Origin of the sequence: Campylobacter concisus (assembly GCF_050447505.1) — a bacterium.
Classification (GTDB): Bacteria; Campylobacterota; Campylobacteria; order Campylobacterales; family Campylobacteraceae; genus Campylobacter_A; species Campylobacter_A concisus_BP.
This window is the reverse complement of record NZ_JALMFZ010000001.1, coordinates 182712-196009: the sequence shown is the minus strand read 5'-3', so window position 1 is coordinate 196009 and position 13298 is coordinate 182712. Positions and strand designations below refer to the sequence as shown.

At 39.7% G+C, this 13298-nt stretch carries 10 protein-coding genes and 1 tRNA gene; 8 read left to right on the top strand and 3 right to left on the bottom strand.

Translation table 11 applies throughout. The features are described 5' to 3' along the window. Window positions 1-138 precede the first annotated feature (138 nt). Window positions 139-1002, top strand: coding sequence for a cytochrome-c peroxidase (locus MTT09_RS00930; protein ID WP_429802014.1), 864 nt, complete (start codon window positions 139-141; stop codon window positions 1000-1002). After that, window positions 995-3412, top strand: coding sequence for a bifunctional diguanylate cyclase/phosphodiesterase (locus tag MTT09_RS00925; protein ID WP_429802011.1), 2418 nt, complete (start codon window positions 995-997; stop codon window positions 3410-3412). Before MTT09_RS00930 ends, MTT09_RS00925 begins: the two co-directional genes overlap by 8 nt. A 211-nt stretch (window positions 3413-3623) precedes the next feature. Here the strand turns inward: MTT09_RS00925 and MTT09_RS00920 are convergent. Continuing rightward, window positions 3624-3698 (bottom strand) — tRNA-Glu (locus tag MTT09_RS00920). 65 nt (window positions 3699-3763) lie between these two features. On the opposite strand from MTT09_RS00920, the gene MTT09_RS00915 reads away from it, so the two are divergent. From MTT09_RS00915 to MTT09_RS00890, 6 genes are all read left to right on the top strand, one after another. After that, entirely contained in the window at window positions 3764-4234 is a 471-nt protein-coding gene (locus MTT09_RS00915; protein WP_429802009.1) for a hypothetical protein, read from the top strand. Then, window positions 4231-5082 (top strand): deoxyribonuclease IV, encoded by an 852-nt coding sequence (gene nfo, locus MTT09_RS00910; RefSeq protein ID WP_429802007.1) that lies wholly within the window; start codon window positions 4231-4233, stop codon window positions 5080-5082. Before MTT09_RS00915 ends, nfo begins: the two co-directional genes overlap by 4 nt. Further along, window positions 5079-6332, top strand: a complete 1254-nt coding sequence (locus MTT09_RS00905; RefSeq protein ID WP_429802005.1) for an OmpP1/FadL family transporter — start codon at window positions 5079-5081, stop codon at window positions 6330-6332. The genes nfo and MTT09_RS00905 overlap by 4 nt, the downstream gene beginning before the upstream one ends. 8 nt (window positions 6333-6340) lie before the next feature. After that, window positions 6341-8008, top strand: coding sequence for a fatty acid--CoA ligase (locus MTT09_RS00900; RefSeq protein WP_429802003.1), 1668 nt, complete (start codon window positions 6341-6343; stop codon window positions 8006-8008). Beyond that, entirely contained in the window at window positions 8008-9741 is a 1734-nt protein-coding gene (locus MTT09_RS00895; RefSeq protein ID WP_429802001.1) for an ATP-binding protein, read from the top strand. The genes MTT09_RS00900 and MTT09_RS00895 overlap by 1 nt, the downstream gene beginning before the upstream one ends. 401 nt (window positions 9742-10142) lie before the next feature. Next, on the top strand, window positions 10143-10364 hold the full coding sequence (locus tag MTT09_RS00890) for a hypothetical protein (protein ID WP_429801999.1): 222 nt from the start codon (window positions 10143-10145) through the stop codon (window positions 10362-10364). Window positions 10365-11294: 930 nt separating this feature from the next. Here MTT09_RS00890 and fliI read toward each other — a convergent pair. Both fliI and folE read right to left on the bottom strand, forming a co-directional pair. Next, window positions 11295-12602 (bottom strand): flagellar protein export ATPase FliI, encoded by a 1308-nt coding sequence (gene fliI, locus MTT09_RS00885; protein ID WP_004317323.1) that lies wholly within the window; start codon window positions 12600-12602, stop codon window positions 11295-11297. After that, a complete protein-coding gene (gene folE / locus MTT09_RS00880) occupies window positions 12599-13171 on the bottom strand; it encodes a GTP cyclohydrolase I FolE (RefSeq protein ID WP_429801997.1) in 573 nt (190 codons plus the stop codon). Before folE ends, fliI begins: the two co-directional genes overlap by 4 nt. Window positions 13172-13298 lie beyond the last annotated feature (127 nt).

The window sequence follows — 13298 nt, the reverse complement described above, 5'->3', positions numbered from 1 at the left end:
AAATTTGTGTAATTCTTCGCGGATTATACAACATTTTTTTCAAAAGGCAAATAAAAACTAAATTTTTTACAATTTAGCCGATTTGGTAGTTATGAAAAAGAATTCCGCTATAATGACGCTCAAGAATATGGAGATTTTATGAAAAAAGTTTTATTTTGGATGGTAGTATCTTTTTGTATTTTGAGCGCAAATTCATCATTTGAGCCAGTGCTTTCATCAAAATATGACGAAAAACAAGCCTACATCGGCAAGAAACTCTTTTTTGACAAAAGACTAAGCACCACCGAAAACTACTCATGCGAAACTTGCCACAACTTATACTGGAATTTAAGCGGTACAAACTCATCTTACACCAGCCAAAAGGGCGTTATAAACCCACCTAGCGTGCTAAATTCGGCTTTAAATTTTCTATTTTTTACTGATGGCAGAGTAAGAAGCTTAAAAGATCAGGTAAAAGAGTCGATAAATTCTAGAAATGAGCTAAATTCAAACAAAGATGAGATAGTAAAAAAAGTAAAAAGCATAGGCGAGTATGGGATTTTATTTAATGATGCATATAGTGATGGCATAAACTATGAAAATATAGTAGGTGCTTTGGCAGAATTTGAAAAGGCTATTTTAAGCATAGATTCGCCATTTGATGAGTATCTAGCTGGTAATGACGACTCCATAAATGCTGAGGCAAAAAAGGGCTTTGAGCTCTTTAATAAAATAGGCTGTGTGGCATGCCACAATGGTAGAAATTTAGGTGGAAATTTGATGCAAAACGTGGGCTTAAAGGATGCAAGTGAGAGCAGGCGCCTTATGCGTGTGCCTTCGCTTAGAAATGTAGCAAGAACGGCTCCATATCTAAGCAGTGGCGAAATGAGCGATCTAAAAGAGGTCATAGGCTTTGTGAGCTATCATCAGCTGATCCACACACTAAGTAGCGAAGAGCTGGGGCAAATTTATAAATTTTTGCTAACACTAAATGGACGCAGACCTAGGATACTAAATGAATAAAAGACAAGCAAATATCATCTTAATCGTCCTAGCAATCGTCTTTTTCTTTAGCTCAGCTTACATCTATATGGCAAATAGAGCAGTTACTGCTGTTAGTAAATTTAACGATACGATCTTAAGTCTTATCTTACTAGATAATGAGCTAAGCTTTAACTTAGAAAATAACGTACTTCGTCTAAACTACGACGATGTAAATAAAAATTTAAGAAGCTTTGATCAAAATTTAACCAAGCTTGATGAGCTAAATGTCATCATACAGGTCTTTTACCAAGAGAAAAATGCTAAAACTTTAAAGACCATAAACGATGACTTTTTAAAAAAACAAAGACTTGTAGATAGGTCAAACTACGCTAGCTCGTCAATGGCTGCTTATATCTTATCAGGTGAGTTTGAAATAGCCTCAGAAAAGAAGCTAGATGCGCTTAATGTGATATTTCACGCGATAAAAAGCTCAGCCATAATCAGCCCCGAAACGCTAAATCAAACAAAAGAGCAGATAGAAAAGTATAAAGATACCTACAAAAATGACACAAAAGCGATCTTGGTGCTAAACAAGGCAACTTACGCGCTTGAATTTGCAAAAAACCTAAGTGCCGTAGCTCAAGACTCTGTTGATCTAAAACTTAGAGAAACACTAAGAAAATTTAGAGATGATACCCTAGCCTCTTACAGCATAATGATACGAAATATAGTGATAATGCAAGTGCTTTGTTTTATCAGCTTCGTGCTATTTTGCGCACTGGCCTTTTACCAAGCAAGGGTGCTAACTAAGCAGCAAAAACAGATAAAACTACTAAAAACGACAGTGGATGCAGGACACAGCTCGATAGTCTTTTGCGACAATGACAATAAAATTTTATATGTAAATAAAACCTTTGAGGCAAAAAGTGGCTATAAACTAAAAGATGTTGTCGGAAAAAGTCCTAAAATTTTAAAATCAAATATGCACCCAGAGAGCTTTTACGCTGAGATAAGAAATGCTATAAATAAGCACATCTCATGGGAGAGCGACGAGCTAATAAGCAGGACAAAAAGCGGCAAACTGCTCTATGAAAAGGTGCGTTTTGCGCCATTTTTCTTTGAGGGCAAGCTAGAGGGCTACATGGCTATAAAGCTTGATAGGACAAAAGAGCTTAGCATGCTTAAAGAGCTAACTCAAAAAAATGAGCAGATAAAAATTCAATCCTCAATCGACAAACTAACTGGCTTTGGCAACTACTTCGCTTTGACTGAGATGATAGAGGCGAAAAAAGATGGAATTTTGATCAGCATAAGCATCAAAAACTACAAGATGCTAAGATTTTTCTACCAAAACAAGGTCATCGAAGCCATGCTAAAAGCGGTGGCAAATACGCTAAAACTCTGCGTTGATACCTACTCTATAAATGCTGAGCTATTTAGGTTTCAAGATGATGCGTTTTACATCTGGTATCAAGGCGATGACATCGTTAGAGATATCGGCTTTATAAAAGAGTATTTTAACTTTAGTAGGATGAATATCGAGATAGATGGTAAATTTGAAAACCTACCTGGCATCAAGATAACTCTTGGCGTCTCTTTATCAAATGACACGCCGCAAACAAACCGCCTAATGCAGTCAATCCTAGCTAATCAACAAGCAAGCGATAGCGGCAACGAGATCTACTACTACCTAGAAAACGACGCGATCGAGATGAGATACTATAAAAACCAACTCATAACTGAACTCATCGAGTATGCCCTAGAAAACGACAAGGTGATAGTCGAGTGTCAGGGAATTTTTAACGTGCAAGAAAATGAGACAGAGGCAAAATACTACGAGGTTTTGGTGCGTATAGTCGATCAAAACGGCAAGATCCGCTACCCAGGCGAGTTCTTAGAAATCGCGATGAAAACGCAACTCTATCTTCAGATAACAAAAAAGGTGATCGCTCTAGCCTTTGATCTAGTGAAAAAATATCCAGACTATACATTTTCTATCAACCTTTCAAGCTCGGATCTAACAGATCCTGGTGTGAGAGAAATTTTAGATGAAAAGCTAGAGAGCTGCCCAGATCCAAGTAGAGTTTGCTTTGAGATGCTAGAGAGCGAAGAGCTTAGCGACTACGCCATGGCAAATGAATTTATAAAAAGAGCTAAAAAATATGGATGTAAAATCTCGATCGACGACTTTGGCTCTGGCTACTCTAACTACTACCGAATTTTAGAGCTTGATATAGATAACATCAAGATAGATGGCTCGATCATCAAAAAGCTACCAACTGATGAAAACGCAAGGGTTTTGGTTGAGACTATCGTGAGCTTTGCTAGAAGACAAGGCTATAAGATCGTGGCTGAGTTTGTGAGCAACGAAGAAATTTTAGAGTACATAAAGAAATTTGGAATTTCGTATGCGCAGGGATTTTTGCTAGGCAAGCCACATCAGATGTAAATTTTGCAGTTACTTTAAAGCCTATTAAAAGGCTAAATTTAACTGCTTTTTACTTTTATACTCGCGCAAAACCTCTTTTTTAAATTTTGCTAAACGTGAAATTTGATCTCTTTTACAACAATTAAATTTAAGAATTTGTCTTTAAAAAAGCTGAAAATTTGGATTAACTAGATTTTAAAGCTTATGTGGATAAGATTTTGTCTTTTAGAAGTGGTGACCCATACGAGACTCGAACTCGTGTTACCGCCGTGAAAGGGCGATGTCCTAACCGCTAGACGAATGGGCCACGGTCGGTTATGAAGTTGGGATTATATTACTTTTTAACTTAAATTTACATAAAAGGACAAATCTTTGAAGAAATTTTCACTTATTCTATTATTTGCTCTCATTTTTTCAGGCTGTGTTGCGACTAAAACGCCGCAAAGTTCGCAAGCTTTTCAGGTCACTTTATTTTCTCCGATGATAAAGATAAATGATGTTGGATTTTTTCACACATACAAAAATGATCTAAATTTGCAAATTTATAGCTCTGGCGTAAATACCGCAAATATCAACATAAAGGACAAAATTTGCGTAAATGGCGCTTGTTTTAAAAAGACCGAATTTAACGAGAAATTTTTCCTAGCACCGCATTATGAGAGCCTTTTTGAAGAGATTTTACAAAGGCAAAAAATTTATGATGGCAAAGGTCTAAGCACCACAGAGTGCGGCTTTAGACAAGATCTAAGTTCTTATTTTATAAAATACGAAGTTTGCGATAACTACGTCAAATTTATTGACAGCAAAAATAAAATAAAAGTGATAATAAAAGAGTTAAAATGAGATACATAGGAGCTCACGTAAGTGCGGCTGGAGGCGTATCTAACGCACCGATAAATGCTGCAAAAATAGGAGCAAATGCCTTTGCGCTTTTTACAAAAAACCAACGCCAGTGGAGCGCAAAAGAGCTAAGTGGTAGCGAGATAGAGCAGTTTAAAGCAAATTTAAAAAACTCTGGCATAAGCGCCGATCACGTCTTGCCACACGCAAGCTACCTCATAAATTTAGGCCATCCAGAAAAAGAGGCAAGGACTAAATCCCTTGAAGCATTTATCGATGAGATAGAGCGAGCAAGTAAGCTTGGACTAAAGCTTTTAAATTTCCACCCAGGCTCGCACCTAAAGCAAATAAGCCAAAATGAGTGCCTAGATAACATCGCAAGATGCATAAACGAAGCGCTAAAACGCACAAGTGGCGTAAAACTAGTCATCGAAAACACAGCCGCACAAGGCTCAAATTTAGGCTTTGACTTTGCGCAGCTGGCGTATTTGATCGAGCGAGCAGACGATGAAAGCAGAGTTGGCGTTTGCATCGACACTTGCCACGCATTTGCCGCTGGGTACGATCTAAGAAGCAAAGAGGCTTACGCTAAGACGATGGGCGAATTTGACGCGATCATCGGCTATAAATTTCTATCTGGTATGCACCTAAATGACGCTAAATTTGGGCTTGGCTCAAAAAAAGACAGGCACGAGAGCCTTGGCAAGGGCGAGCTTGGGCTTGGCGCTTTTGAAAATATAATAAATGATGATAAAATAGGCGAAATTCCCTTGATTTTAGAGACGATTGATGAGAGTATTTGGGAAGATGAGATCAAAATTTTAAGAAACCTAGAAAAGGAAAAGCTATGAAAAGAGTGCTTTTAAGCATTGTTGCGACGTGTTCTTTATTAAATGCTGGGGGTTATAAGGTCCCTGAGCAAAGTGCTGACTCTTTGGGGCTTGCTGCTAGTAACGTAGCCTTTAGTTTTGGGGCTGATGCAGCTTATTTTAACCCTGCAAATATGATGTTTTTAGACGGGCTTCACCATTTTGAAAGCACGCTTGGTTGGTTTCATATAAATTCCATCGACTTTAAAAGCGATGATGGCAAGAGCTACAGCTCAAAGAAATTTGACTCTCTTGCTGGCACATTTAGCTTTGTAACGCCAGAAATTTATGAAAACTGGAGATTTGGACTAGCCCTTGCTGTGCCTGCTGCTGTTGGCATCTCGTGGGAGGATCCAGAGACTGCTTTTACTGGCAAGAGGTTTAAACTACAAGTTGTCGAGCTAAATCCAACCGTAGCTTACCGCATAAATGACAAGCTTGCCGTTGCTCTGGGCGCTAGAGGCGTTTATAGCAAGGGCAAGATAGCAAGTGACTTTGGACGCTTTGGCTACAGAGAGATACAAGGCGATGGCATAAACTACGGCTACAACGTCGCTCTTACATATAGACCTATTGAAGAGCTTAGCTTTGCAGTGACTTACCGCTCGAAGGTAAATTTAGAGCTTAAAGGTAGCGCTAATGCTGATTTTAACGGGGCTCTAGCACCTATAAGCTATCATGGCAAAACAAGAGTTGAGATCCCTTTGCCTGCTCAGCTAGTGCTTGCAACTGGATATAAATTTAGCGACTTTACCCTTTTGCTAGCTTTCGAGAGGACTTACTGGTCTAAATTTAAAGATTATGACTTTGAATATGATGACAAGACAGCAGCTCATTCACACCCTATTCTAGGTAGATACTTTAAAGCATTTATGGACGATCCAGTCGTTAAAAATGCAAAAGATACAAACACATATAGGATAGGCCTTGCCTACGATGTAAATGAAAAACTTAGGCTAATGGCTGGCTTTTCATACGATGAGGATATCACTAGCAGCGAGCACACTGGCTTAGAGCTTCCAAACACCACTTCTCAGGCATATTCGTTTGGGGCAAACTATAAATTTACACCAAATTTAGAGCTAGGACTAGGCTATCTCTATCAGCACCGAGACAAAAAGCGTGCGACAGGTATAAAAAATGGTACTGGCAACGGCATTGGCTCGATGTCTGGCGAATTTGATACAAGTAGCATTCAGATAGCTGCAATGACATTTAAATACTCTTTCTAGGGCTAAAAATGCAATACTCTTATAATAATTTTTATGAAATTTTGACCAAAGTAGCAAAGCAGAGTCCAAACCAGATAGCGATCTTTGATGAAAAAGAGAAGCTAAAATACCACGAGCTCAAGCAAAACGTCGATAAAGTGGCGGCTTACTTGCAGCTTTGTGGGGTAAATTTTGGCGACAAAGTGGCTATGGCGGTGGCAAATTCGAAAGAATTTATCATCTCATACCTTGCCATCACGGCTATCGGTGCGGTTGCGGTGCCGATGAATACCTTTTTAAAGACAAATGAGTTTGAGTATATCTTAAACGACTGTGGCGCAAGGGTGCTCTTTGCCTCCAGCTCGCTTGCAAAGGAGCTAATCGCACTTAGCGAGCTTGAAATTTTAAGAAAAATAATCTGGATCGGTCAAACGCCAAAAAAACTTCAAAGCGCCTCAAAGGACGACTATGTAAGCGTTGATGAGGAGTATGGCGAGAGTGCCTATCTCACCTCAACGCCACAAATTTCAAAAGAGGATATGAGCAAGGGCTATGAAAATAACGGCGTTGTAAAAAATGTAAATTTCAGCGAAGCGCTAAATCACAAATACACCCTAAGCATCACAAAATACCCTAAAATAGACGATCTCATGCACATCATCTACACCTCAGGCACCACAGGCAAGCCAAAAGGCGCTATGATAAGCTATAAAAATATCTTCTCAAACGTTATCGGCGCTCATGAGCGTTTTAAGGTTAAAAAAAGCGATAGATTTATCGTATTTTTGCCGATGTTTCATAGCTTTACGCTAACGGCGATGGTGCTTTTGCCGATATTTTCAGGTGCTTCGATGGTGCTTGTAAGATCGGTCTTTCCATTTTCAAATGTGCTAAAGCAGACGCTGCTTAAAGGAGTCACTGTATTTTTGGGTATCCCAGCCATCTACACAGCCATCGGCAAGGCAAAAATTCCTTGGTATTTTAGATGGTTTAACCGCATAAGGCTATTTGTAAGTGGTGCTGCTCCGCTTGCTAAGCAAACGATCGATGATTTTAGAGTGAAATTCCCGCGTGCAACGCTCGTTGAAGGATACGGCCTTAGCGAATGCTCGCCAGTCGTAGCGGCAAATTTATTTGACAAGCAAAAGCTTCTAAGCGTGGGTCCTGCGCTAAATGGCTATGAGGTCAAGATCGTAGATGATGAGATGATGGAGCTTCCACTCGGCCAGATCGGCGAGATCATCGTAAAAGGCGACTGCGTCATGCAAGGCTACTACGGCATGCCAGGCGTAACTGATGAGACCATCATAAATGGCTGGCTAAAGACTGGGGACCTTGGCAAGATCGATGAAGAGGGCTTTATCTACATCGTTGATCGCAAAAAAGACCTCATCATATCAAAAGGCATAAACATCTATCCGCGCGAGATCGAAGAGGTCATCTATAAGCTAGAAGCCGTTGAAGCTGCAGCGGTCATCGGCGTAAAAGACGTGCACGCAGACGAAGAGGTCGTCGCCTTCATACAGGCAAAAGAGGGGATGGACCTGGACGAAAAAAAAGTAAGAGAACATCTAAAGAAAAACCTAGCAAATTTCAAAATTCCAAAAAGCATTTATTTTGCTGAGGAGCTGCCTAGAAACGCGACTGGCAAGGTGCTAAAACGTGTGCTAAAAGAGCAGATAAAGGATAAAATTTAGTGAAGTATTTGCTTGATTTTCTAAACCAAGACCTCAAAAAAAGTAAAATTTATGAGCTTATAAAGTGTGGCGATGAAGAGGGAGAAATTTTAAAATATCTAAGCAAAGCCTATGTGCAAGGCACAGCTAGCATGAGCGTTTTTGAGCTACTTGGAGCTGTCTTTGGCACGCAAAATGACAAGCAGCTTTTATACCTTAAATTTATAAAAAACTTGCTTGATAGTGGCTGGATAGTGCAAAACTACAGCCTCTTTAAAATGCCAGAGAACTCGCAAAAAAGCTCTAACCAAGGGCTACTCTCGCTACTTCACTCTGAAATTTCACTCTCAAGCACATTTTTAAAGATACTTGAAGATGGCAACGCTGATATAAATTTACCAGAGCTTGCACCTTATGAAGATCATTTGGAGTATTTAAAGGATCAGTTTTTAAAGATAGAGCTTTACTCAAAGGCTGCGATATTTGAAGGTGGCTCAAATGACGCTAAAAAGCGCATAAACGAGCAAATTTCTGAGCTTACAAAACGCATAAAAGAGCGAGTAAAACTAAGCAAGATCAGCCTAAAGATAGAGCAAATTTTTAAAGAAAACTCACTTGATGAAAAAGAACAGATCATATTTTTAGCCCTTTTAAAAGAGGAGTATGCGGGCGACTTTGAAAATGGCCGCGACCTAAACACACTAGTTGGGCTAATAAGCAAAGATGAGCTTGAACGCATCAAAAATCGCACTCTTTTAGAGGACGGCTCAAGGCTCATCGAGAGCGCACTAATCGACTACGACGAGGTTTTAAACGCTTATGGCAACGTTAGCAAGAGCTTTTTTATAAACGAAGAAATTTTGCAAAGCATAATGCACCCAAAAAATGACAAAAACAGCAAGAAAATCAAGATCGAAAGCCTGGTAAAAGAGCAAGAAATTTTTGAGCTAATAGAGCCAGTAACTAGCCTAGAAGACGTCGTGCTAAACGAAAAAACAAAGCAGCTTTTAAGCACTATACTAAAGCAAGTCGATAAAAAAGTGCTCGCTAGACTTAGCAGCTGGGGCATAAAAACTAGAAAAAATATAGACGCTAAGATCATCTTTTACGGCGAGCCTGGTACTGGCAAGACGATGAGCGCCGTTGGGCTTGCAAAGAGCCTAAAGAAACAAATTCTAAGCTTTGACTGCTCAAAAATTTTAAGCAAATATGTCGGCGAGAGCGAGCAAAATGTAAGGAAAATTTTTGATACTTACAAAGAAATTTGCAAAAAAAGTGGCAGCGAGCCAGTGCTTTTGCTAAACGAGGCCGATCAGTTTTTAAGCACGAGAGTGGAGAGCTCAAGCGGGGCTGAAAAGATGCATAATCAAATGCAAAATATCTTCTTAGAGCAGATCGAGCGCTTTGAAGGCGTGCTGATCGCCACGACAAATTTCTTACAAAGCCTTGATGTCGCTTTTTCTAGAAGGTTTGACTATAAGATCGAGTTTAAAAAGCCTGATTATAACGGCAGGCTTGCTATTTGGCGTAAAATTTTGCCTGAAAATGCGAGCTTTGAAGATGGCTTTAGCGTAGAAAGGCTGGCTGAGTTTAACCTAAGTGGCGCGCAGATCGTCCTTGCTCTAAAAAATACCGCATTAAAAGTGGCTATAAAAGATGATGGGATTTTTACCTTTGAGGACTTTAAAACCACGATAGAGCGCGAGCTAAATTCAAGCTTTGGCGAGGATAAAAAGATGGGATTTGGCTCTTAAGCCTTATCTTATTTTATAAATTTGACTTTGCGCTGCAAAAAAGCACTGACGTTTATAAGAAATTTGCTTTACTCAATAAATTTAGACAAATTTCGTTGCCAAAACCACGGAAGATGTGAGATAAATTTAATCTTTTACGATGAAAAGAGCTGGTGATTGCTAGTGTGAAATTTTGATTTTGCTTTTAATAACACCGAAAGTGTGAAAATAAACTCAAACTTTGGCGAGGATAAAAAGATGGGATTTGGCTCTTAGCCCTTATCTTATTTTATAAATTTGACTTTGCGCTACACAAAACCGCTGGTTTGATAATAAATTTGCTTTATCCAATAAAATTTAGACGAATTTCGCCGCTAAAATCACAGAAAACACGAGTTAAATTTAAACTTTGGCGATAGAAAATGCAGATAAGTGCCGAGAGTGTTAAATTTTATTTTTATACGGAGCATGCCCTTAAAAGTAATAGGGAAAGTGAGCTAAATTTGAGCTTTGATGAGAATGAAAAGATAAATTTTGCTCTTAGATTTTTAAAGTATATTGCAGGTTTTACACTATCACAAAGGCAAAATACAGATATCAAATTTGCTTTTTATCTATTAAATTTAAAAGAAGCCTACCATTAAAAGTTATAAAAAATGTGAAGCGAATTCGATCTTTGGCAAAGTAAAAAAAGGTTTTTCTCTTTGGCTTTTTTAAATATATGCTTTGCGTCACAAGACAAAGTCTAAAATATCAGTACTTGCCAAACTAAACGTGGAATTTTTTACAATTAAGTTTTGGCAAAAGCTACGATAGGATAGGCACTCGCCCATAGGCTTTTTGCATAAATTTAACTCGCTTGCCTTAAATTTATTACCACGTCCTTTGCAAACAATCATTTTTCAAAAATCCCAAATTTTGAAATTTATCCGCTCTGCAACTCCCGTTTAGGCAGATAATTTTTTACATAATATATTTCTTCACTTTTTCATTAAGGTAGATGACTGCGGGTCAAAGTGTAAAATTTTGCTTTTTTATTAAATTTGAGCAAAAAACTACAGCTTGGCAGATACCAACTTATAGGCACTAGCATAAATTTACTACCCTAACCTTTGCAAAATCCAAAAACCGCAAAATTTTGAAATTTATCCACTCTTCCTTAAACATCAAGCATGCAAAGTGCATATCTCTAGTTGTGTATGCTTTTGCATTAAATTTTTTATCTATGCAAATTTGCAAAAACCACAAGCATGATAAATACACTCACAATCGTCTAATGTAAATTTAGCTGACTGCTTCAAATTTACTACCGCATTTTTTATTAAAAAGCCAAAGAATTTTAAATTTTATCCGCCGTTTGAAGCGTGGGCGTGACTGCTTTTTTATAACTTTTTATCATTTTTCCTAATACAAAAGCCACCCACTTCATGAAATTTAACCCCAAAAACCCAGTAAATTTCAAACACACTTCCGCGACTTTTGCAACATCACTTTTTCGCACCAAAAAAAGCAAAATTTACCGATCTTTTTAATAAAAGGCTATGAAATTTTAGTAGTCAAATTTATAGAGAAATTTACTGATTGATCTTATCAAGCAGCTCTTCGACCTCTTCAAGTGCAAAGGCCTCTTCTGAGCTTTGTTTTAAGAAGCTCTCCATAAATTCTTTCTTCGAGATCGCAAGGTCAAGCTCCTTGTCGCTGCCCTTTTGATATGCGCCGATGCGAAGCAGAACCTCATTTTCTTTTAAAAGCGAGTAGAGGCGCTTAAATTTCATCGCATTTAGCTTGTGTTCTTTGCCGATCACGTCGCCCATGACACGCGAGGCTGAGTTTTGGATATTGATAGGTGGGTAGATGCCAAAGTCCGTTAGCTCGCGGCTTAGCACGATGTGACCGTCTAGGATAGAGCGGCTTTGGTCAGCTATCGGGTCGCTCATATCATCGCCCTCGACTAGCACGGTGAAAAACGCCGTGATACTGCCCTTGCCCTCCTCTTTGCCCGCGCGCTCCATTAGCTGTGGCAAGAGCGTGAGCGAGCTTGGCGGATAGCCCTTTGACGTCGGTGGCTCGCCAAGCGCAAGGCCGATCTCACGCTGCGCCATCGCAAAACGCGTGACGCTATCCATGATGAAAAGCACGTCGTTGCCCTGCTGTTTGAAGTATTCAGCCACGCTCATCGCACAAAATGCGCCGTATTTTCGCATGAGCGAGCTATCATCGCTGGTCGCTACGATGATGACCGTGCCCTCTAGGTCGCCGCCTAGGTTTTTTTCGATAAATTCAGGCACCTCACGGCCACGCTCGCCTATTAGCGCGACTACTTTTATTGGAGCTAACGTATTTTTTACGATCATGCCCATGAGGGTTGATTTGCCCACGCCTGAACCTGCGAAAATTCCCAGCTTTTGCCCTTTGCCACAAGTAAGCAGCCCATCTATCGTCTTTATGCCAACACTAAAAGGCTCGTTTATAAGCCCCCTTTTCATCGCATCTATCGGCGCTCTCATGATCGGCATATATTCAGTCGTATCGATCGCCCCTTTGCCGTCAATTGGCTTCATAAATGGATCGACCACGCGACCTAGTAAATTTGGCCCCACTGGTATGCTCATGCCCTGATCACTCTCATAGACAAAGTCGCCTATCCTAAAGCCCTCGACAAAGCCAAACGGGCTGATATAAGCGCCATCTGTCTTTATCTGCGTGACCATGCCAAGACCGTTTTTACTCTTGTCTTTTGCGACTATTCGCACGATGTCGCCGATACTTGGGCGAAGTCCGGTGATCTCTATCGTAGTAGCTGTGATCTTTGTGATGACACCGAAGGTATTTGAGAGCTTCACGCCCTCTTTAAGCCTTGAATTTATGCGCTCTAAACTCAAAAATGCGTTTCCCTAGGCGAATTTATCAGCGAGAAAAACTCTCGCCTTGTGTCTGCATTTTTGATAAAGCAGCCCCTAAGCGCCGAGGTCGTGGTAGTCGAGTTTATCTTCTCCACACCCCTCATCTCAACGCACATATGCCTTGCCTCGACGACTACTCCAACGCCTTTTGGAGCGATAACGTCCTCAAGCGCCTTTGCGATCTGCTCGGTCATCTGCTCTTGAATTTGCAAGCGTCTGGCGTAGATATTTACCATGCGTGGAATTTTACTAAGGCCAACAACCTTGCCATTTGGGATGTATGCCACATGCACACGGCCGATAATAGGCAGCAAATGGTGCTCACAAAGGCTGTAAAACTCGATGTTTCGCATTAAAACCATCTCATTATTTGAGCTAGTAAAAAGAGCGTCACCAAGCACCTCTTTTGGGTCTTGATCGTATCCGCTAGTTAGAAATTTAAAAGCTTTATAAACGCGCTCAGGGGTTTTGATAAGCCCCTCTCTGCTTGGATCTTCGCCGATGATAGTTAGTATATTTTTAACTGAATTTTCAAAACTCTCTTGCATAAATTTTTCTCCATAATTTTATCGCCAAATTCTACGTTAAAACGCCTTTTATATCTATAAAAATTTACAAATTTACAATGAAATAAGGAAAATTCTGCTATATTTTGGGCTAAAAATTTGTATTCAT

Bases quoted from the DNA above. Each gene is read 5' to 3' on its own strand.
- MTT09_RS00930 (WP_429802014.1), top strand. From the start codon at position 139: ATGAAAAAAGTTTTATTTTGGATGGTAGTATCTTTTTGTATTTTGAGC.
- MTT09_RS00925 (WP_429802011.1), top strand. From the start codon at position 995: ATGAATAAAAGACAAGCAAATATCATCTTAATCGTCCTAGCAATCGTC.
- nfo (WP_429802007.1), top strand. From the start codon at position 4,231: ATGAGATACATAGGAGCTCACGTAAGTGCGGCTGGAGGCGTATCTAAC.
- MTT09_RS00905 (WP_429802005.1), top strand. From the start codon at position 5,079: ATGAAAAGAGTGCTTTTAAGCATTGTTGCGACGTGTTCTTTATTAAAT.
- MTT09_RS00900 (WP_429802003.1), top strand. From the start codon at position 6,341: ATGCAATACTCTTATAATAATTTTTATGAAATTTTGACCAAAGTAGCA.
- MTT09_RS00890 (WP_429801999.1), top strand. From the start codon at position 10,143: ATGCAGATAAGTGCCGAGAGTGTTAAATTTTATTTTTATACGGAGCAT.
- folE (WP_429801997.1), bottom strand. From the start codon at position 13,171: ATGCAAGAGAGTTTTGAAAATTCAGTTAAAAATATACTAACTATCATC.